The organism is Acinetobacter sp. AR2-3 (genome assembly GCF_001878775.1).
Classification (GTDB): domain Bacteria; phylum Pseudomonadota; class Gammaproteobacteria; order Pseudomonadales; family Moraxellaceae; genus Acinetobacter; species Acinetobacter lwoffii_D.
In genome coordinates this window covers 1-20,182 of the sequence record NZ_MJIQ01000078.1, presented here as the reverse complement: position 1 = coordinate 20,182, position 20,182 = coordinate 1, and the positions used below count along the sequence as shown (strand labels likewise).

Here is a 20,182-nt window from a genome sequence, read left to right as displayed (position 1 = left end):
TTCAAGTAAAAAAGACACCTTTAAGGTGTCTTTTTTATTTTGGGAATTTCTATTTTACTTAAGAAATTTAATTTCCTCAGCTTTCGGATAATTCTTCAATAGCTTTGTTTTGTATTGCGATGCAAGCGTAGTATTCTTTTCGACATCTTTGCTGATGTTATAAAGCTGATACAGGGCAGTGGAGGCTTTCGCAGAATTTGGATAGCGGTCAACGACAATCAGATAATTGCGTTTCGCTTCATCAAATTTTGGTGGGTCAATCGCCAGATTGAATTCCGCTAACCAGAAATAAGCATTGCTGATATAAACGCTATTCGGATTGTTTTTAATAAAGTTTTGCATCGGTGCAATGGCTTTGGCTGCACCGCCATTTTTATAAGCATCTAAAGCCACGGTATAAGCTGCTTTTTCAAGATCAGCAGGTTGCTGTCCGCTGCTTGCTGTATTGACCTTATTTGCGCTTAGGCTGGGTGCAGTATCCTGTGGGTTTTCCTCCGTTGGATTGTCTTCAGCAGGTTCAATTTTTTGCTGCAACAGTTCAAGACGCTGATCGAGATCGGCATAACGATTAGTCAGTTCATTTTTGAGCCGTTCAATCTCATTTTCCTGTTCTTCCATTTTACCGCGCAAAATCCGCAGGTCATTCTCGAGCTGCTGGTTCTTTTGCATGATTTGCCAGCTGGTATTGGTTTGAACTGCTGGAGTTGCACCAGCCGCAATTGCCGCTGGGGTATTTACTGTGGTTTGATTTGTAGCTTGGCTCAAGCCGCGCGATTCAATCGGAATATTGGCAAATAGAGGTGTGGTAAAGAGTGCTGTCACTACACACAATACGGTCTTTTTAAACATCATAAAATTTCCATAATTCTTTGTGAGATGCGGATCCGCTGCTCATCTTTTCAAAGTAGATCATTCATATACATTGCACACATTAAAAACGGCATTTTTAGAAAATGCAACAAGGTTTTACAAAGATCATGTGAATCTGAGTGTTGATGGATTGATTGTGAAGATCCCTTAAAAATCAGCAGAAATATCAATATTGTTTTTAAAATAATCAAACGGATAGCTTGAGGGATTATTTTGCGGAACAAGGCTTGCAACTTGATTAAAAATCTCTATACTCTGTTTTTGTAATGGTAGCCCTGCTGGTTACTTCGCAATTGTACTCTATGAACCCCGCCAGGACCGGAAGGTAGCAACGGTAATAGAACTATGATGTGCCGGAGCTTTGCTGGTAGGGTTGCCACCATATTCTTATTATAATAACAATGCGAATTCGCAGTTTTCTATTCTCAAATATCATTCCTTTTTCAATGTCATCAAACAGCACTATCTTATTATTTTAATGATTCAGATCATTATTATTTTATGTCGTACTTTATTTTGCAGCTAATATTGGATAAATAACCAATATACTTATACGTGCATTAAGACTTTCAAAGAAGATAAGAATTAATCTTCTGCTTTACGGTTAATCGCCTTGATAATCGCATCCATTTCAAAACCACGATACATTAGAAAACGGATCTGTTTGGCTTTGAGCTTCAGGTCTTCACTGACCTCAGTCCCATATTTTTTGACTTTTAGTTCATAGGCTTGTTGAACCCAGTCGGTTTCTTTGAGTTCTTCTGAAATCAGAGCAGTATCAATCTTTTTGCTCTTGAGTTTCATTTTAATTTGATTGGGACCTTTGCCTTTACGCTTTTGACTCGACAACATGGTTTCCGCCACACGCTGATCACTTTGATAGTTCTCACGGGACAACTCTTCCACTAAGGTAATGACTTCATCACGATGCTCTGCATAAAGGCTTAATTTCTCGATCAGTTCGGCTTTGGAATATTCCTTGCGCGTCAGTACGGCAAAGGCATAAGAACGTAAGCGTGAGCCTGTCAGTCCCGGGTTCTTCTCATCCTGAGTTGGGGTAGAGGAAAACAAACGTTCTTCAGGATTAAATTCAGGAGCGTCTTGGATCGCACTTTTTGCAGGTTGAGCTTGATCTTCAGTATCACCAAATTGCTGTTTTAAAGTTTCATAATCGAGCAGTTTGCTGAATTTTGCCTCTGACATCTTTCTCTCGCATTTTATGATTCCTCCATCATAACAAAACGCCCCGTAGGGCGCTGTGTCGTGATGTTTAAAGACTAGGCAGATAATAGATTAGGCATCTAAAAGATCTGCTTCTTCTTTATCATCTTCTTCGGTGATGACAGCTTTGGTAAGCAGTTGCTCTCGAAGCAGCTTTTCAATGGTCTGAGCCATTTCTTTATGCTCTTCCAGATAACGGATGGTATTGTTCTTACCTTGGCCAATTTTGTCGCCTTGATAAGAATACCACGCACCGGCTTTCTGCACGATTTCTTGCTGTACAGCAAGATCGATCAATTCACCCAGATGGTTCACGCCTTTACCGTACAGAATCTGGAATAAAGCTTCTTTAAATGGAGGCGCCATTTTGTTTTTCACAACTTTGACTTTGGTTTCAGAACCAACAATCTCGTCACCTTCTTTCACTTGTCCAATACGGCGGATATCCAGACGTACAGATGCATAGAATTTCAGTGCGTTACCACCAGTCGTGGTTTCCGGGCTACCGAACATCACGCCAATCTTCATACGAATCTGGTTAATGAAGATCACCATACAGTTTGAGCGTTTGGCATTACCAGTAATTTTACGTAATGCCTGGCTCATCAAACGGGCTTGCAGACCCATATGCGAGTCACCCATTTCGCCTTCAATTTCGGCACGTGGTGTCAATGCAGCAACAGAGTCGACAACGATCATGTCGATAGCGCCAGAACGCACCAGCATGTCTGCAATTTCAAGCGCCTGTTCACCGTGATCGGGTTGCGATACCAGTAAATTGTCGATATCTACGCCCAGTTTGCGTGCATATTGAGGATCAAGCGCATGCTCGGCATCGATAAATGCACATGTACCGCCTGCTTTCTGACACTCTGCAATGGCTTGCAATGTCATTGTGGTTTTACCTGAAGATTCAGGACCATAGATCTCGACGATACGACCTTTTGGCAAACCACCAATACCGAGTGCAATATCCAGCGTTAAAGAACCTGTAGATACAGCTTCAACTGCCTGAACGGTATTGTCACCAAGACGCATTACTGTATTTTTACCAAACTGTTTTTCAATCTGGCTTAAGGCAGCATTGAGCGCCTTGTTTTTATTCTCATCCATCTTACAACCTCAATACGATGTCACTAAGTTAGTACTCAAGTGGATGTCTTAAATTAGAGCTTTGTTCCACAGGCGTATAGTGACAGAATTTTCCCTAGTGTTCTATAAATGTCAGCGCATGTACGACACATTCTGACGCTTGAATTTAATCGTCATTATACGACCATGACTGATCAAAACTCTGACTATTTTCATTTTTAAATTTACTGATATCCCGACGATCTTTCTTGCTTGGACGATGGTCAGGACGAGCTAGATTATGCAACTTTCTTTGTGACGTAATCAATTCCCGGCGCGCAATACTGACTTCCGTTTCTTCATACAGTTTTTGTGCCACGGGTGCAGGTCCACGAACATCAGAAAGTTCCTTAACCAGCACGGTTTTTTTGTCGATGCCTTGCTGAATCGTCAGTTCCATACCAACACGGACTTCGCGCGATACCTTGACACGTTCACCATTGTGATGGACTTTGCCACCTTCAATCGCATGTTTGGCAATCGAGCGGGTTTTAAAAAACCGTGCTGCCCACAGCCATTTGTCTATACGCATGCCTACCGCATCTTCGGGTAAAGACGATTTACGCATATTTCTTTTCTACCTCAGCCTGATTTAAATGAGTGATTAAATCTGTTAATTGGTGCAGCATCGGGTAATTACAAGTCTGACGTGCTACTTTGGCTGAAGAGGGCTGCTGGATGCTGAACAGGTTCTGAATACCATAGGCTTGGGCCCCATTCAGGACTTTTTCAGTATCATCAATAAAATAAGCATTTTCCGGATCAAATGGATGCAGTTCATTCAGGCCTTGCCAGAATTCAATAAATTCTTTGGCATGCCCAATCGTTTCTGAACTGACAATCACATCGAAATAATCCCTTAAATTCAAGTGATCCAGTTTAAAGGCCAAGCCAGCACAGTCAGCATTGGTGGCCAGCCAGATCGGGTAGCCATTATTTTTAAGATAATCCAGCAATTCGAGACAATGAGGGCGTAAGGCAACTTTATCTTTATGTTCAATTTGCATCGCCAGAACATCGACTTCGACTTTAGCCGTCCAAAAGCGTGAAGAGTACCAGTTTAAGGTATGATTATGTTCCTGATAGAATGCATAGAGTGTTGCCTGGCTGTGTTCCAGGCTACAGCCATGTGTGGCAGCATAACGCACAGGCAATAACTTGTTCCAGATGAAATCATCGTAGGCAAGATCAAGTAAAGTGCCATCCATATCGAAAATTATGGTAGGTTTTTCAGAGCATTTTGACATATTTAGGTTTTCTATGTTTAAAGCAACAGCAGCACCACAAGATCCAATGATTTTGCAGTTTGTGCCCATTTTGACACAAGCCTGTGAAATTTTGCGAGAAGAATATCAGCGTTATTGTTCTGGTGCAGCTTTTGATGTCATCAAAAAAAATGATAATTCTCCGGTGACTCAGGCAGATTTTCGGGTTAATACTTATCTGACCCAAGCTTTGGCAGAGATTTCCAGCTTGCCTTTACTGTCTGAAGAAGGACAGGAACATGAACGCCGCTCATGGTCAGAATTCTGGTTACTGGATCCGTTAGATGGCACTAAAGAGTTTTTGCACCAGCGCCCCGAATTTACCATTAATTTGAGTCTGGTCAGAGGCAGTTTGACCACTTTTGCCATATTGGCGGTTCCAGAGCAGCAACTGATTTATTTCTGTCCTGAGCAGGGCTTGCCTTATAAATATGATATTCAAACTAGAACATGGTTTGCTTATGCAATGTCTTCGACATCTAAAATGATTGCTGTAGGGTTGAGCCAAAGTAGCCAGCAGAAACCGAAATATCTCGAATATTTACAAAGTTTGGCCAAGCTCACGGACTACACTGAATTTAAAGCGGGCAGCGCTTATAAATTTTGCATGATGCTGGAAGATCAGGTGGATATCTATCCACGTTTTCATCCGACCTCGGAATGGGATACCAGCGCTGGTCAATGTATGCTCGAACGGATTGGTGGTGGTCTGGTCGATTTAGAAGGCCGTCCATTTATTTATAATCATCGGGATACCTTACTGAATGGCGGATTCATTGCTTATAAGAATAATGATATGAAAATTATTGCATTGCAGGCGGTTTCTGACATGCAGGCCGAGCATTGAGCAAAATTCTGAGCGTGTTATAGTGGTGCTTAACCTATTACCAATCCAGAGTTGGCTGTAACGTGTCCCTGAAACTGCTTCCACCGAGTATGTTGAGTGCAATTGATTTATTGCCCGATGTACAGACGCCTGTCACCTTATTTACACGGCATTCGATTCGTGAAGATGTTCCGGGGCAGGGTTTGGCAGGCTATGATCTGCAACTGACCAATCAGGGGCGGGATCTGGCGCAGGAATGGGGTGCTTATCTGGCTGATCAAACTGATCGTGTGATTCATCACTGTATTTCAAGTCCGATCCAGCGTTGTATTGATACCGCTGCATTGATGATTGAAGGGGCAGATGCGGTTACCCCTGAGCAGAATACCCATCGTATTGAAATTATTGAACAGGGACTTCTGATGGAGCCTGGCAGCTTTGTGCTGGATATTCAAAAAGCTGGGCCTTATTTTGCCAAGCAGGGTGCACTCGGTTTTATTAACAGTTTTGTCAATAATGCCTTGCCTGGGATGAAACAGCCGATTCATGGCGTGGTGGATGTACTGGAACTGATTTACAACACCCATCCACAAAATAAATATGGGCTGAGTTTGGCTGTCAGCCACGATACTATTCTCGCAGCGATGATTGCAGTGATGTCAGGGCGTCAAGACGTCAGTCGGGAAGACTGGCCAAAAATGATGGAAGGTCTGTTTGTCTGGTTTGAAGGTGATGTGTTTTTGGAGTCCAAACTGAAATGGATCTGGCGCGGTCAGGTACATGAACTGGATATTGCTGATTTTAAACGTTCCCAACTTTCTTAAATTAAATTGATCTATTCAAAACTCAATTGTTCACAGCAATTGAGTTTTTTATTGGGGAGTTAGAAATTATAAAGATGGTGGGGCGTTTCATATTGATCATTCAATAAAGTTCAGGCTAAAACGATAAAAATAAATTTTAAACTGCACCTTTTACATTTATAGGGTGAAAATTCAATAATGTAAGTATAAAAATTATCTATGCTTAATAAATATAGAAATATTCATCTTGAGGAAAATTATGAAAGTTATCACAATTTTTAGCCTGATCGCGATTTTGGGTTTAACCGCATGTCAAAAGCGGGACACTGACAATACGAAACAGGATAAAACCACTTCGCCATCCTCTATGGATAAAGATCAATAATCTAAAAGAGAGGGAGATTCAGGTTTTTATCTAACAGTATCGCATTGACTGGATGAGTGCTGTCTAAACAAATTATTTTTCTGAATGAGTCATTATATTTTTTAGTTTCTTCAAATTCCAGACACAAAAAAAGCCCTAAAAAGGGCTTTTTTCATTTGCGATTAGTTAGAAGCTAGTGCTTTAACTTGCGCGTTCAAGCGGCTCTTATGACGAGCTGCTTTGTTTTTATGGATGATGCCTTTGTCAGCCATACGGTCGATTACTGGAACAAGCGATTTGTACGCTTCAGTAGCAACAGCATAGTCATTAGTGCTGATAGCAGCTAATGTACGTTTAAGATAGGTACGAACCATAGAACGCAAGCTTGCGTTGTGTTTGCGTGCTTTAACGTTTTGACGAGCACGTTTTTTAGCTTGAGCAGAGTTTGCCACTCGTGCACTCCTTGAAATAGATTGGTCTGGGCGGGCTGAAACTCAACTGAAAACCAACATCAGAGGAATTATCACCAGCCCGTAAACAAGTGCCATATTTTGATTAAACTAAGCACCGAAGTCAAGTCTTGACATGCTTTGACAACATTTTAGATGCAGAAAAATTCTAAAGAAAACGTTAGATTAGTATTCCACCTAGGAGATCGTATAAAAAATGACTAAATCACTGACTCATCCCATCGTGATAGGTGCCACCGGCTTGGTGGGAAAACAACTGATAAAACGTTTGCAAGATGAGCCGACTTGCCAGCAGATTACTGCAGTGGTCAGAAAACATCAAAATGATCTGGATGCTTTGGATAAAGTTCAACAACTGGTACTGGAAGATTTCCTGATGTTGAATGATCAGGATGTCAGCAAGCATAGCCATGGTTTTAGCTGCCTGGGCAGCACCATGAAAAAAGCCGGATCCAAACAGGCATTTTATAGTATTGACTATACCATAAATGCTCACTTTGCAGAGCTGTTACAGCAAACCTCAGCCCATTATCTTTTGCTAAGCGCAATGGGTGCCGATTCCCAATCGCATTTTTACTATAATCGGGTCAAAGGTGAACTGGAAGAATATATACAAACATTGTCCTTGGACAGAATCAGTTTGATTCGACCTTCATTGCTCATTGGTGAACGTCCAGAGCAGCGTTTTTTGGAAGATATCGCGCAGCAGGTTTACCACAAAGTATCGCGTTTTATTCCAGATAGTTTTGCCTATAAGCCAGTGACAGCCGATCAGCTGGCTCATACTATGGTCGAGGCCGCGCTAACTCAGACGGTAAAATTTGAAATTTATGATAATTTACGCATACAAAAAATGAAATGAGGGGAAAACACCGTGTCTACAGCAGCATTTGTCACCTGTGACTTGTTAGATGATCATCCAGAACTAGAGCTTCAGGTAGTGACACCTTGCCTGGACGGTAAATTTTTCAAGAGTTATGGGGCGCGCAAAACCTTTGGCGGTCAGATTGTGACAGTAAAGTGTTTTGAAGATAACTCACGGGTCAAAGAATTATTGGCCACAGATGGAACAGGCAAGGTCTTGGTCGTAGATGGCGGTGCATCCATGCGCTGTGCCTTGATGGGTGACCTGATTGCAGAATCAGCGGTAAAAAATCACTGGAATGGCGTAATTATTTATGGTTGCGTTCGTGATGTCGATGCGATTGCTGAACTTGATCTTGGTGTGCATGCATTGGCGGCTATTCCGCAAAAGAGCAACCGCAAGGGTGTGGGTGAAGTTGATATCTCTCTCTGTTTTGGTGGTGTCACGTTTAATGCAGGCGAGTATGTTTATGCAGACAATAATGGTATTGTGGTGTCTAAAACAGCATTAGTGGCTTAATCGGCTGAAATCTGCATTTCTGCATGCAAGAATAACAACAAAACTCATCTGTACCCTGAAAGACAGGATGCCTAGATTCTGTCTTTCATTTATATAAAACAAAAATAGGAAAATACTATGTTGAGTCATCAAATTAAAGTCGCACAAGCCTTAGCCTCTTCGGTCGCCCAAGGGGGACGTGGCATGGTCGGAACGCCATTTCCGAATCAGCCTGAAAAATCAATCAAGCTCTATGAATTTGAAGGTTCACCTTTTTGTCGTCGAGTGCGTGAAGTGCTGACCTTACTCAATCTGGATTATGAAGTCTATCCGTGCCCTAAGGGTGGTACGAAATATCGTCCGGCCGTAAAACAGTTGGGCGGCAAGACCCGCTTTCCATTTTTAGTAGATGAAAATACAGGCGATCAGATGTATGAGTCGCAGGATATTATCCATCATCTATTCAAGCATTATGGCAAAAGTGGCAAAACGCCAAAGAAATATGCAACTTATCCGAAAATTCCAGTCGCTGCTTTTGCCGGAACAATTATTAATGGCGCTCGCGGAGTCTGGGTCAATAAACAGGTGCTTGATCGTCCGGAACCGGAACAGCTATTGGAATTATGGGGTTTTGAAGCTAGTCCTTTTGTCCGGGTGGTACGTGGTGTTCTGTCAGAGCTTGAAATTCCCTTTGTTTTTCATAATGTGGCCAAAGAACGTTGGCAGGATTATGGACCAGCCAAGTTACGTTTAAAACCGGGGAAATATGAACCGCTTGCGGGTGGTAAACGTGAACAGTTGTTTAAAATGATGGGAAATACGATTCAGCTGCCTTATCTGGTCGATCCAAATACAGGGGTGAGCATGTTTGAATCGGCTGAGATTGTGAAATATTTAAAACAGCAATACGGTACTGCTTAAAGTAGGAAACTTGCGTAACTTCAAAGATTTTCTATCTAGAACTGCCATCTTATTAACGGATGGCATTTTTTTATCTGTGTTTAGTGTGAGAGATATTATGTATCTCTAATGCGTATAAAACCAAATCTTATAAATAAATGAAAAAAATCATGATTTTTAGCGCTTTTTTGTTTATATTTTAATCTTCAATGGGGCATAACAATAAATATAAGGGGCGTGCTTATGACAGCACCAGAGGCAGTCTTGCCAGTACCTGTATTAATCGTTGAAGATGAATATGTCATTCAGCGCCGTTTAAAAATTATATTAAGCAATCTAGGTTATAACGAAGACGTTCTGCTATTTGCCAACACGGTTAAAGAAGCATATTCCATAGTTCAGCAACAGCCGATTGCACTGGCCTTAGTAGATTTGGGGTTGCCAGATGGAAGTGGGATTTCAATTATTGAAAAAATCCGCGAACAGGACGCACAAGCGTTGATTCTGGTGGTGTCTGCCTGGAGTACCCAAGATAGCCTGTTTAGGGCAATTCAGGCCGGTGCGACCGGTTATGTGCTGAAAGAACGGGATGATGTTGAAGTCGCCTTGGCTATTCGCAGTATTTTGCGTGGCGGTGCACCGATTGATCCCTTTGTTGCCCGTGAAATTTTAAAACAGATTTCTATTCCCACCATTTCAGGAACAGTAGAACAGAACAGGCCAGCTGCGGATCAGGAAACGCTCACACAGCGGGAGCAGGAAATCCTGTCCTTGGTTGCGCAAGGTCTGAGTAATCGTGAAATTGCCGAGCAGCTCTGTGTATCACGCTATACCGTCGAAAGTCATATCAAGCATATTTACCGCAAACTCTCGGTCAGTAAACGTACCAAGGCGGTCAGTACCGCACGGCATCTGGGAATTCTGTAATGTCATCTGCCTGTTCCAGAAGCAGCAAACGGCAGCGACTGAAATGGATTGCTGTTTTAATCCTGTGCAGCTGGCTCTGTCTGTTCTGTAGGATGAGTCAGGCGCAAAGCCATTTTCAGATTAATGATCTTTGTCAGGTGAAGATCGACTATATTCAGAAGGTTCAAGCTCAGGGTCCTACCGAGATGCCGACATCAGGCTGGCAAAGCGTGCGTTTGCCGGATAACTGGCAGAACAACTGGAAGAATTATCATGGGGGTGCCTGGTACAAGATTGTCTGGCGTTGGTCATGCCAGGACAATATTCGCCTTGCAGAACCGGTTGCCTTTTCCATTGATTATATTAATTCGGCAGGTGCCGTATTCCTGAATGGTGACTTGCTTTGGTCTGACCGGAACTTGCAAGAGCCCTTATCGAAAAGCTGGAATATGCCGCGTTACTGGGTTTTCCCGATTAGCGGTTTGCGTAAAGACAGTAATGAAATCCTGATTTATGTAAATGGCTACAGTTTCCAAAGCGCGGGCCTGGGCAAAATTCAATTTAATAATGTGCTGGTGAATAGCCAGCAGTATCTAGGCAAAATCTGGGATCGTCGGACTGTATTTCAGATCAATATGATTTTCTCTGCCACGATTGGGCTGATCTGTTTCATTATCTGGTTATTCCGGCGTTCAGAAACCACTTTTGGCTGGCTGGCACTCAGTTCACTGTTGTGGATTCTGTTTATTTCCAATGTTTTGACGACAGAAAATTTTCCATTTCGCTCCACGATTTCGGCAGCTAAAGCCAATATGCTTTTTTTCATTGCCTATATCCATTGTTTTTGTCTGTATTTGATCCGCTTTGTAAAACAGAAATTTAAGCAGTTGGAGCGAGGATTTATTCTGGTCAGCATTCTGTCCAGCCTACTGGTGATGATCAGTCCTTTGGATTATTTGGAGCAGGTACTGGGTGGAGTGTTTATCATCTATGTATTGCTCTTTGTCAGTTGTACTGTGTATATCAGCTATCAGGCCATCAAAACCCGAAATGGAGAATATCTCTTCCTGATGCTGTGTCTCTGGGGAATTCTGCTGTGTGTAGTCATCGACCTGATCATGTTGAACCAAACCAAGATCAATGAATTTTCACCTTTATCTCCCTATACCTCACCAATTATTACCTTGTTTGTCGTGCTCATTATGGGTACACGCCTGAATCGTAATGTCAGGAAAATCGAAAAATTTAATAGCCAGTTAGAACGTAAAGTCCAACAGGTCAGTGCCGACCTGAATAAAAGCCTGAGCGATAAACACCAACTGGAGCTGACGAATGTTCGTCTGCAAGAGCGGATTAATCTGTCTCATGAACTGCATGACGGGTTGGGAGGGTCTATTGTCCGATCTATGATTCTGGTGGATCAAAGTAGCGAAACAGTTTCTAAACAGCAGTTTCTATCCATGCTGAAATTGCTCAGAGATGATCTCAGGCAAATCATTGATAGTGGTTCATCTATTGAAAATAAAGTCCCACAAACGCCGGTACTCTGGATTGCACCGGTGCGCTATCGCTTTACCCAGCTGATGGAAGAAATGGAGATTGAAGTTGAATGGTCATTTCCAAAAGTCTGGCAGCGTGAACCGACTGCATTACAGTGTTTGACCTTGATCCGAGTAGTCGAAGAAAGTCTGACCAATATCATTAAGCACAGTCAGGCCAGTCAGGTGAAAGTTAGTCTGGAATATTCTCAGCCACATCAGCTCACCCTGAGCATTCAGGATAATGGTATCGGTTTCGATGCTGACATGGTGCAAAAAAATGGCCTGAGTATTGGAATGCGCAGCATGAAAATGCGGGTTGAGCGTATGGGAGGATTGTTCCAGATTGAATCTGAACAAGGAAATACGCTGATTCGGGTGGTACTGGAACTTTATCAGCCTTAAGCGGCTAGAATTTTAGTGGAAAATAAAAAGAGGATCATGTGATCCTCTTAAAATTATTGCTTAAATAGAGCCTTGGAAAGCTTACTCGTCGTCAGCAGGTGGAACCAGCATTAACACGGCTTCATTTAATAATGCCGCAACATCTTCCAGAATTTCTTCATCAGCGAAGTCTTCACCGAATAACAACGCTTCACCATCTGCAAGCTGTTTGAGTTTTGCAGTGAATGCCTCAGAGATGCACACACCTTCACCATTAGCCCAGAACAAAACATCGCCGTCTGTTTCAGTATAGAGTAGGCGTGACGCAGGTTCGAGCATCAGGCTATAACCCTGATCAAGTGCTTCTTCCAGATCACCTGTACCGATTTCTTCTGCTTCAGGCAGGTTTTCAGGATATTTAGGTTCGGACATCAAGCTCATGATGGCATCTTCGAGAACATTGGAATTATGCAGTTGCTGCATGATGTGTTCTTTCAGATATTCCAGCTCATTGCTGCTGACTTCGCCAATGGCACCGACTTGATCACGGATGATATCCAGCAATGGGTTACGCAGCGTTTCATTTTCAGAGAATTTATCCCCGACACGATCCATCATGTCACTGACATTTGGCATACGGAAACCGAATGAATAAGTCAGGCAGTCATCTTCAGCTACGCCGTAGTGAGCTAGACCGGGCGGTACATAGAGCAAGTCGCCAGGTGCCAGGACTTCATCAAAGTTCACTTCTATTTCAGGCAATAATTTAAGCGGTTGACCCGGAACAAATGGAGTTTCGGTATCACACATTTGCCCAAGCTGCCAGCGACGATGGCCATAGCCTTGTACCAGAAACACATCATAGAAATCGAAATGCTTGCCGACTGAACCGCCTTGCGGTGCATAAGACACCATGATGTCATCGCGACGCCATTGTGGAATAAATGGGAATTTTTTCCAAAGTGCCGACAGGTCAAATGAATAGTGATCTACAGCCTGAACCAAAAGTGTCCAGAGTTTTGGCATTTTCTGGAAATCTGCCTTGAGCAAAGGTGAAGATTTCACGCTCCATTGATTCGGATCACGATCTTTCTGCTTGATGAGACGGGCAGTGACATGTTCTTCAAGCGCAAGTTCCATCACATCATTGGGTTCAAGCAAACTGGCGATTTCAGGCATTGCATTACGCACCAGTAAAGGTTTCTTTTGCCAGTATTCGCTAAGGAATTGTTCAGCGGTAATACCGCCTAGTACGTCTAAAGGTTGAGACATAGAGTAAAGCCTGAATTTAAAGGGAGAGATTAAGGAACCAAAATTTTTAATTCACGAAGAATATGACAGAGCTTGATCATTGGCATGCCCATCAGCGTGGTCTGATCTTGTCCGATCATTTCTTCAAACAAGCTGATACCGAGGCTTTCACATTTGAAACTGCCTGCACAATGCAAAGGTTGTTCAATTTCGACATAACGCTCGATTTCGACCTGAGACAGTTTGCGGAACTTGACTTTATAGTGTTCAACCAGACTTTGTTCAAAACCGGTCGATAGCTGCTGCACACTGAGCGCCGTACTGAAATAGACAATCTTGTCCGAGTTGGCTTGCAGCTGGCGAATAGCTTTTTCAGTCGTTAAGGGTTTGCCAATAAAAATATCCGGTGCACCTTCACGCCATGCCACCTGATCTGAGCCGATTACAATCGCTTCTGGATTTTGTTCAGCAATATATCTGGCTTTCTCAAAAGCCAGTCGTTGTGCCAGATCATCTGCGTGATTTTCCCCGCGAGGAGATTCATCAATATCCGGTACCATGGAAATATAATTAATATGCAGACGATCCATCAGCGCTTTGCGGGTTTGACTGGACGATGCCAAGATAATCTGTGCAGAATTCATTAGACAGCATATTCCTCAAGAATATTTAACGGTACATACGCCAGAACAGCTTTGTGACAGGCTTGTAGCTTGATCGGTGGAGCTTGACCCGCTTCATAGGCTTCGACCCAGCGCGTTACGCAGATACACCAGAAATCGCCAGGTTGCAGGCCCGGGAAATCCAGTTCGGGCAAAGGCGTAATCAGGTCATTACCGACTTTTTGAGAAAAATTCAGAAATTCTGAGGTCATTTGCGCGCAAACCGTATGCTGGCCCAGATCGGTGGTCGCAGTATGGCAAAAGCCATTGCGGAAATATCCGGTAATCGGATCGAAGCAACAGCTGGACAAAGGCTCACCTAACACGTTCAAACGGTTAAGATTTGGATCAGGATGTATCGACATAGGGACTGAATCTAAAAGAGGCTTTTTTCTATCATAACAAAACTTTGGCATTCATAATGTTTTCTGCAAAAGATGCTAACCTTTTTCTGCATAATCATTTAAAATCGCCTGGTTTTAATATCTATAAAGTGAGCTCTACATGAACTTTCAGCGTATGACTGACCTCGATTTAGCAGGTAAACGTGTTCTGATCCGTGAAGATTTAAACGTTCCTGTTAAAAATGGTGTGATCACCAGCGATGCGCGTCTTCGTGCAGCATTGCCAACGATTAAAGCAGCACTAGAAAAAGGCGCTGCAGTCATGGTGTATTCTCATCTGGGTCGTCCGGTTGAAGGTGAGCCTAAAGCTGAACAGTCACTTGCTCCTGTAGCGGCTTACTTGACTGAAGCTTTGGGCCAAGAAGTAAAACTGTTTACTGACTATTTAGATGGCGTTGATGTTCAGCCAGGTCAGGTCGTTCTGCTTGAAAACTGTCGTTTTAACGTCGGCGAGAAGAAAAACAATCCTGAACTTGCAGCAAAATATGCAGCGCTGTGTGATGTATTTGTAATGGATGCCTTTGGTACAGCGCACCGTGCAGAAGCCTCTACTGAAGGTGTAGCGCGTTTAGCGAAAGTTGCAGCAGCAGGTCCTTTATTGGCAGCTGAACTGGATGCGCTTGGCCGTGCACTGAAAACTCCAGAAAAACCAATGGTGGCGATTGTTGCAGGTTCTAAAGTTTCAACCAAACTTGACGTTTTGACCTCACTTTCTGATATCTGTGATCAATTGATCGTTGGTGGCGGTATTGCCAACACTTTCCTTGCTGCGGCAGGCTATAACGTGGGCAAATCACTGTGTGAAAAGGATCTAATCGATACAGCAAAAGCCATTGCTGCAAAAGTATCAGTTCCACTTCCAACTGACGTAGTCGTTACAGATGCCTCTGAAATTAACTTTGAAGATTTCTTGGGTTCATTGGCTGCTGCGAAAGCGACGGTGAAAAACGTTGCAGATGTTGCTGACAACGACATGATCCTAGATGTAGGTCCAGAAACTGCGAAAGCATTTGCAGAAATCCTGAAAACCTCTAAAACCATTCTTTGGAATGGCCCGGTCGGCGTATTTGAAGTAGATCAATTCGGTGAAGGGACTAAAACTTTATCTTTAGCAATTGCTGAATCGGAAGGTTTTTCGATTGCGGGCGGTGGGGATACACTTGCTGCGATTGATAAATATGAAGTGGCTGACAAAATTGGTTATATCTCGACGGGTGGCGGTGCATTCCTTGAATTCGTTGAAGGTAAAACCCTTCCTGCAGTTGCGGTATTGTTAGAACGTGCTTAATGGCATGTCCTAAGCTAAAAAGCTGGCCAAGTGCCAGCTTTTTTTTATGTCATTTTTTTGACAGTGAAAACTTACCCTTCATGGCTTCGTCATTAAAATGCAATAAATCTGTCATAAGATGCAGTCATTAAATCACCAAATGACGAGAATACGTGATGAAGAAACAGTTAACTATTGCAGTATTATTAGCAGCATCTCTGGCATTGACTGCGTGTGCAAAACAGGAAAGCGCACCAGAAGCTGAAGCAGAAAGTTCGGCAGCAGTGGCAGATCAGACGGTGACTCCAGAACAGCAAGCCGCCATTGATGCCATTGACCAGCCAATTTTAGATGAAAAAAATACTGATATTCCAGCTGAAGTTGCCAATGCGCCAGCCGATGAAGCAACTGCAGACGAGTCAGTTGCTGCGACTTCAGAGCCTGTAGCACCTTAATCCGGTTGATGTGACACAAAATCCCTGCAAATGCAGGGATTTTTTTTAAATAGTGTTATTTGTTGCTGAATTGAAACCTTTGAACATGTAGAATATGGGGCATTCACTGGGAGGATATTATGGCTCTTATTTCATTGCGCCAGCTCTTGGATCACGCCGGCGAACATGCTTACGGCGTACCAGCATTTAACGTAAACAACTTAGAACAAATGCGTGCAATTATGCTTGCAGCAGATGCAACCAATTCACCTGTTATCGTACAAGCATCTGCGGGTGCGCGTAAATATGCAGGCGCTCCGTTCTTGCGTCACCTAATTTTGGCTGCAATTGAAGAATGGCCACATATTCCAGTGGTAATGCATCAAGACCACGGTACGAGCCCTGACATTTGTCAACGTTCAATCCAGTTAGGCTTTTCATCAGTGATGATGGACGGCTCACTGGGTGAAGACGGTAAAACACCAACTTCATATGAATATAACGTTGATGTGACTCGCCGTACAGTTCAAATGGCACATGCGTGTGGCGTATCTGTTGAAGGTGAAATCGGTTGTTTAGGTAGCCTTGAAACAGGTATGGCGGGTGAAGAAGATGGCGTAGGCGCAGAAGGCGTACTGGATCATTCTCAACTCCTGACTTCAGTTGAAGAAGCACGTAGCTTCGTTGCTGATACCAATGTTGATGCGCTTGCAATTGCAGTAGGCACTTCACACGGTGCGTACAAGTTCACGCGTCCACCTACAGGTGATATTCTTGCGATTGACCGCATTAAAGAAATTCACGCAGCACTTCCAAACACGCATCTTGTCATGCACGGTTCAAGCTCTGTGCCACAAGAATGGTTGGCAGTGATCAATCAGTATGGCGGCGACATTAAGGAAACTTACGGTGTTCCGGTTGAGCAGCTGGTTGAAGCAATCAAACACGGTGTGCGCAAAATCAACATCGATACTGACTTGCGTTTGGCATCTACCGGTGCAATGCGTCGTATGATGGCAGAAAAACCAAGCGAATTCGATCCACGTAAATTCTTCAGCGCAACTGTAGATGCAATGAAGCAAATCTGTATCGATCGTTACGAAGCTTTTGGTACTGCAGGCAATGCAGACAAGATTCGCCCAATCTCTTTAGAGAAAATGGTGTCACACTATAAATAATTCCCAGTGAATCATTTATAAAAAAAGCCCACTGCAAATGTGGGCTTTTTTGTAGACTCATAAATATCAAGAATAAGAGCAGCATATGGAACTGATTTTCGCAGCAGCGCTATGCAGCGTTGCGGTCTCAATATTATTAAAAGTCGCCAAAAATAAGGGCTTGAGTCCGATACACATGATTAGCTGGAACTATATGACAGCTAGTCTCTTGTGTTTTTTCTGGTTTAAGCCTGATATTCAGCATATTTCAATGTCTCAGACGCCTTGGTTGCTTATTCTGGCTCTGGGTATTTTGCTTCCGAGCGTATTTCTGTTTTTGGCCAAGGCTTTGCAAACGGCTGGAATTTTAAAAACCGAAATTGCCCAGCGACTTTCTGTAGTTTTGTCACTGGCTGCAGCCTATTTCATTTTTCAGGAACAGTTTAATCAGCTGAAAATACTTGGGATCGCTTTAGGTATTGGAGCAGTGCTGTGCATCCTGTTTTCACATCGACAAAGTACAGGACAGGGCAGTCAGGGAATGTTGTATCTGGGCTTGGTCTGGGTCGGTTATGCACTGATTGATGTATTGTTGAAATATACAACCAGTCTGGGCCTCCAATTCGCGGTGGCGCTGAATCTAATGTTTGTTTGTGCCCTGATCATTTCGATGGGCTATCTGTTAATCAAATATAAAAGCTTGGGCTCGATGCAGAATATCGGCGCTGGTCTGTTATTGGGTTTCCTGAATTTTGCCAATATTGCTTTCTATGTCAAAGCCCATATGATGCTCAAGGATTCACCTGCGATCGTCTTCGCCGGCATGAATATTCTGGTGGTGGTGTTTGGTGTCATTGCAGGTCTGGTATTCTTTAAAGAGCGGCTCAAACCTGCAAGTACTGTAGGATTGCTGCTAGGCTTGGCTAGTGTGATTTGCCTAGCTTATGCAATGTCTGTTTGACATAAGAAGATGCAAATTCAATCGGATGTCGGAGCAGGTCACCTGCTTCGGCCAGTCCAAGTAGTAAACCGGCCTGTTGGCAGTCTGGACAGTGCGGATAACGATGCTGTTGATCTTTATAGTGCTGGAGATAAATTTTATCGCAATGATGGCATTCAAATTTCAGGGATTTGGATGTAAGGAGCGACATAGATGACCTCTATTGTTATTCTATTAGATGTAAATTAAATAAAGCAAAAAATAGGCCCGAATTGACATGGAAAGGGGCGCTTGACCCCTTTTATAGCATAAAATCCTTACAGTTTGGTGAAAATATCTTCAGCGGCAAGACGTGATTTAGGCAGTTTGGCATTGAAGTCGTTTTCACTGCGATAGCCTAAAGTCAGCAATACAGAGGGGATCAAGCCCTGTTCTGCGAGTTGTAATTCTTCACTAATCATCTCTTCATCGAAGCCGCCAATTGGTGTGGCATCAACCCCTTCAATTCCGGCAGCCAAGAGCATTTGACCGAGTGCAATAAAGGTCTGGTTTTCAGCCCAACGCTGAATATCACCTTTTTCATTACGATAATAATGAATATAACCTGCACGGGTATGTTTCTGACCTTCTTTGGCTGATTCATCTTTAAAACGGCCACTGAGATCATCGCGGTTCAATAAGTTTTCTAGATGCAACTCATTAATATCGGCTTTGGTGCAGAATAAAATGGTATGGGATGAATCCAGAACTTTGGGTGCATTGTAGGCATAAGTACCAACCAACGCTTTGGCAATGCGCTGTTTGGCTGCATCATGATCGGCAATAAAAAAATGCCAAGGCTGAATATTGATTGAAGAGGGTGTCAGACGCAAAATTTCTAATAAGCGCTCGAACTGTTCTGCCGGGATTTTCTTGCTAGGATCATAGGCTTTAGTGGTATAGCGGGTCTGCGTGATCTTGAGTAAATCCATCAATGGGCTCCAATCTTTTTAAATAAACAGCGAGTAGAAGTTTTAAATATATACATTTTTCACATCCCCTGATTATTACAATAAAAAAGCATCAGGCAAAGCCTGTTTTGAGATGATCTTGAGCTGGATTCAAGCAAAACTTAGAGTTAAATCAGATTAAAATCCAGTTTTTGTCTATTGGCACTTTTAAGCGAGAAGCGTTTAATAAGAGGCATCGCCAGCAACATGCAAATAGGTTAGCGGATGCAAGTGACCAATTACTTTAAACACAAACTGAAAACCCAGCAGCAAATCGGCTTATGGATTGGATTGGCAGATGCCTATGGCACCGAGATTGCGGCAAATGCAGGTTATGACTGGCTGCTGATTGATGGTGAGCATGCACCCAGTGATTTGAGAACGACTTTGTCGCAACTGCAAAGTATTGCTGCTTATCCCTCGCAAGCAGTGGTACGACCACCCATTGGTAGCGTACAACTGATCAAGCAACTCCTTGATATCGGTGCACAAACGTTGTTGATTCCGATGGTAGAAACCGTGGAACAGGCCGAACTCATGGTCAGGGCAGTCCGTTATCCGCCTGAAGGAATTCGTGGCGTTGGTGCTGCACTGGCACGTGCCACCCGCTGGAACAGCATTCCAAATTATTATCAGACGGCACATGAAGAAATCTGTTTATTAATCCAGATTGAATCGGTCACAGGACTTGAAAATCTGGATGCTATTCTTCAGATCAACGGGATTGATGGCGTGTTTATTGGCGCCGTTGATCTATCTGCCACTATGGGTTATCAAGGTGATCCGAATCATCCTGAAGTACAAAAAGCTGTAATTGATGCAATCCAGCGGATTCGTTCTGCAGGCAAAGCTGCAGGAATTCTGTCAACCCAGCATGAAGTGACGCAAAAATATATCGAACTTGGCACTGAGTTTGTAGCAGTGGGCGTAGATACCAGTGTTTTGATGAATTCCTTGCGTGATCTATTGGGGAAATATAAAAAGGATATCAATGTGATTAATCCGACTAGCGGTTATTAGGGTGTGTTGACACTTTT

At 43.1% G+C, this 20,182-nt stretch carries 24 protein-coding genes and 1 other RNA gene; 14 read left to right on the top strand and 11 right to left on the bottom strand.

All coding sequences use genetic code 11. The annotated features are described in order from the left end of the window. Positions 1 to 54 precede the first annotated feature (54 nt). On the bottom strand, positions 55 to 852 hold the full coding sequence (locus BFN00_RS13810; protein ID WP_071852155.1) for a tol-pal system YbgF family protein: 798 nt from the start codon (positions 850 to 852) through the stop codon (positions 55 to 57). Between the two features lie 294 nt (positions 853 to 1,146). Here BFN00_RS13810 and ffs point away from each other — a divergent pair. Further along, positions 1,147 to 1,243: signal recognition particle sRNA small type (ffs, locus tag BFN00_RS13805), an RNA gene on the top strand. A gap of 212 nt (positions 1,244 to 1,455) precedes the next feature. Here ffs and BFN00_RS13800 read toward each other — a convergent pair. From BFN00_RS13800 to BFN00_RS13785, 4 genes are all read right to left on the bottom strand, one after another. Next, positions 1,456 to 2,073 carry a regulatory protein RecX gene (locus BFN00_RS13800; RefSeq protein ID WP_071852154.1) on the bottom strand — a complete coding sequence of 206 codons (618 nt, stop codon included), beginning with the start codon at positions 2,071 to 2,073 and terminating at the stop codon, positions 1,456 to 1,458. Between the two features lie 90 nt (positions 2,074 to 2,163). Further along, positions 2,164 to 3,204 carry a recombinase RecA gene (recA, locus tag BFN00_RS13795; protein WP_071852153.1) on the bottom strand — a complete coding sequence of 347 codons (1,041 nt, stop codon included), beginning with the start codon at positions 3,202 to 3,204 and terminating at the stop codon, positions 2,164 to 2,166. 145 nt (positions 3,205 to 3,349) lie between these two features. Then, a complete protein-coding gene (locus BFN00_RS13790) occupies positions 3,350 to 3,790 on the bottom strand; it encodes an RNA-binding S4 domain-containing protein (RefSeq protein WP_005096718.1) in 441 nt (146 codons plus the stop codon). Next, complete coding sequence (locus BFN00_RS13785; protein WP_071852152.1) at positions 3,783 to 4,469, bottom strand: HAD-IA family hydrolase; 687 nt, start codon at positions 4,467 to 4,469, stop codon at positions 3,783 to 3,785. Before BFN00_RS13785 ends, BFN00_RS13790 begins: the two co-directional genes overlap by 8 nt. Positions 4,470 to 4,482: 13 nt before the next feature. On the opposite strand from BFN00_RS13785, the gene BFN00_RS13780 reads away from it, so the two are divergent. The 3 genes from BFN00_RS13780 to BFN00_RS16275 all read left to right on the top strand — a co-directional run bounded on the left by BFN00_RS13780 (position 4,483) and on the right by BFN00_RS16275 (position 6,501). After that, a complete protein-coding gene (locus BFN00_RS13780; protein WP_004646729.1) occupies positions 4,483 to 5,334 on the top strand; it encodes a 3'(2'),5'-bisphosphate nucleotidase CysQ family protein in 852 nt (283 codons plus the stop codon). 62 nt (positions 5,335 to 5,396) lie between these two features. Then, positions 5,397 to 6,137 carry a histidine phosphatase family protein gene (locus tag BFN00_RS13775; RefSeq protein ID WP_071852151.1) on the top strand — a complete coding sequence of 247 codons (741 nt, stop codon included), beginning with the start codon at positions 5,397 to 5,399 and terminating at the stop codon, positions 6,135 to 6,137. A 238-nt stretch (positions 6,138 to 6,375) separates the two neighbouring features. Continuing rightward, complete coding sequence (locus BFN00_RS16275; RefSeq protein WP_004646731.1) at positions 6,376 to 6,501, top strand: hypothetical protein; 126 nt, start codon at positions 6,376 to 6,378, stop codon at positions 6,499 to 6,501. A 161-nt stretch (positions 6,502 to 6,662) separates the two neighbouring features. On the opposite strand, the gene rpsT is transcribed toward BFN00_RS16275, so the two are convergent. Then, on the bottom strand, positions 6,663 to 6,932 hold the full coding sequence (gene rpsT, locus BFN00_RS13770; protein ID WP_004279868.1) for a 30S ribosomal protein S20: 270 nt from the start codon (positions 6,930 to 6,932) through the stop codon (positions 6,663 to 6,665). Positions 6,933 to 7,146: 214 nt separating this feature from the next. Between rpsT and BFN00_RS13765 the strand changes: the two genes are divergently transcribed. The 5 genes from BFN00_RS13765 (at position 7,147) to BFN00_RS13745 (ending at position 12,062) form a co-directional block, all read left to right on the top strand. Further along, entirely contained in the window at positions 7,147 to 7,812 is a 666-nt protein-coding gene (locus BFN00_RS13765) for an NAD(P)H-binding protein (protein WP_071852150.1), read from the top strand. Positions 7,813 to 7,824: 12 nt separating this feature from the next. After that, the gene (rraA, locus tag BFN00_RS13760; protein ID WP_004279866.1) at positions 7,825 to 8,334 is read left to right on the top strand and encodes a ribonuclease E activity regulator RraA; all 510 of its coding nucleotides are present in this window, start codon (positions 7,825 to 7,827) and stop codon (positions 8,332 to 8,334) included. Between the two features lie 117 nt (positions 8,335 to 8,451). Continuing rightward, positions 8,452 to 9,234, top strand: coding sequence for a glutathione S-transferase N-terminal domain-containing protein (locus BFN00_RS13755; protein WP_071852149.1), 783 nt, complete (start codon positions 8,452 to 8,454; stop codon positions 9,232 to 9,234). A 222-nt stretch (positions 9,235 to 9,456) separates the two neighbouring features. Next, complete coding sequence (locus BFN00_RS13750) at positions 9,457 to 10,140, top strand: response regulator (protein ID WP_071852148.1); 684 nt, start codon at positions 9,457 to 9,459, stop codon at positions 10,138 to 10,140. Next, positions 10,140 to 12,062, top strand: coding sequence for an ATP-binding protein (locus BFN00_RS13745; protein ID WP_071852147.1), 1,923 nt, complete (start codon positions 10,140 to 10,142; stop codon positions 12,060 to 12,062). The genes BFN00_RS13750 and BFN00_RS13745 overlap by 1 nt, the downstream gene beginning before the upstream one ends. Positions 12,063 to 12,143: 81 nt before the next feature. On the opposite strand, the gene BFN00_RS13740 is transcribed toward BFN00_RS13745, so the two are convergent. Genes BFN00_RS13740 through BFN00_RS13730 form a run of 3 tightly spaced genes read right to left on the bottom strand, consistent with a single transcriptional unit; the run spans position 12,144 to position 14,319 of the window. Beyond that, positions 12,144 to 13,313 (bottom strand): ribosomal protein uL16 3-hydroxylase, encoded by a 1,170-nt coding sequence (locus tag BFN00_RS13740; RefSeq protein ID WP_071852146.1) that lies wholly within the window; start codon positions 13,311 to 13,313, stop codon positions 12,144 to 12,146. A gap of 29 nt (positions 13,314 to 13,342) precedes the next feature. Next, the gene (locus BFN00_RS13735) at positions 13,343 to 13,936 is read right to left on the bottom strand and encodes a Maf family protein (RefSeq protein ID WP_004279859.1); all 594 of its coding nucleotides are present in this window, start codon (positions 13,934 to 13,936) and stop codon (positions 13,343 to 13,345) included. After that, on the bottom strand, positions 13,936 to 14,319 hold the full coding sequence (locus BFN00_RS13730; RefSeq protein WP_004279857.1) for a DUF2237 family protein: 384 nt from the start codon (positions 14,317 to 14,319) through the stop codon (positions 13,936 to 13,938). The genes BFN00_RS13735 and BFN00_RS13730 overlap by 1 nt, the downstream gene beginning before the upstream one ends. Before the next feature lie 139 nt (positions 14,320 to 14,458). Here BFN00_RS13730 and BFN00_RS13725 point away from each other — a divergent pair, with 139 nt between their 5' ends. The 4 genes from BFN00_RS13725 (at position 14,459) to BFN00_RS13710 (ending at position 18,177) form a co-directional block, all read left to right on the top strand. After that, positions 14,459 to 15,646: a phosphoglycerate kinase gene (locus BFN00_RS13725; RefSeq protein WP_071852145.1), complete on the top strand. Its 1,188-nt coding sequence runs from the start codon at positions 14,459 to 14,461 to the stop codon at positions 15,644 to 15,646. 155 nt (positions 15,647 to 15,801) lie between these two features. Next, on the top strand, positions 15,802 to 16,080 hold the full coding sequence (locus tag BFN00_RS13720; protein ID WP_005107177.1) for a hypothetical protein: 279 nt from the start codon (positions 15,802 to 15,804) through the stop codon (positions 16,078 to 16,080). A gap of 119 nt (positions 16,081 to 16,199) precedes the next feature. Next, positions 16,200 to 17,237 (top strand): class II fructose-bisphosphate aldolase, encoded by a 1,038-nt coding sequence (gene fba / locus BFN00_RS13715; protein WP_004279853.1) that lies wholly within the window; start codon positions 16,200 to 16,202, stop codon positions 17,235 to 17,237. An 85-nt stretch (positions 17,238 to 17,322) separates the two neighbouring features. Further along, positions 17,323 to 18,177 (top strand): EamA family transporter, encoded by an 855-nt coding sequence (locus BFN00_RS13710; protein WP_071852144.1) that lies wholly within the window; start codon positions 17,323 to 17,325, stop codon positions 18,175 to 18,177. On the opposite strand, the gene BFN00_RS16200 is transcribed toward BFN00_RS13710, so the two are convergent. Further along, on the bottom strand, positions 18,140 to 18,367 hold the full coding sequence (locus tag BFN00_RS16200; RefSeq protein WP_005171148.1) for a hypothetical protein: 228 nt from the start codon (positions 18,365 to 18,367) through the stop codon (positions 18,140 to 18,142). The two genes, BFN00_RS13710 and BFN00_RS16200, sit on opposite strands and share 38 nt — an antisense overlap. A gap of 106 nt (positions 18,368 to 18,473) precedes the next feature. After that, positions 18,474 to 19,127 (bottom strand): oxygen-insensitive NAD(P)H nitroreductase, encoded by a 654-nt coding sequence (gene nfsB / locus BFN00_RS13700; protein ID WP_071852143.1) that lies wholly within the window; start codon positions 19,125 to 19,127, stop codon positions 18,474 to 18,476. Positions 19,128 to 19,370: 243 nt separating this feature from the next. Here nfsB and hpaI point away from each other — a divergent pair, with 243 nt between their 5' ends. Next, the gene (gene hpaI / locus BFN00_RS13695; RefSeq protein WP_071852142.1) at positions 19,371 to 20,165 is read left to right on the top strand and encodes a 4-hydroxy-2-oxoheptanedioate aldolase; all 795 of its coding nucleotides are present in this window, start codon (positions 19,371 to 19,373) and stop codon (positions 20,163 to 20,165) included. Positions 20,166 to 20,182: the final 17 nt, after the last annotated feature.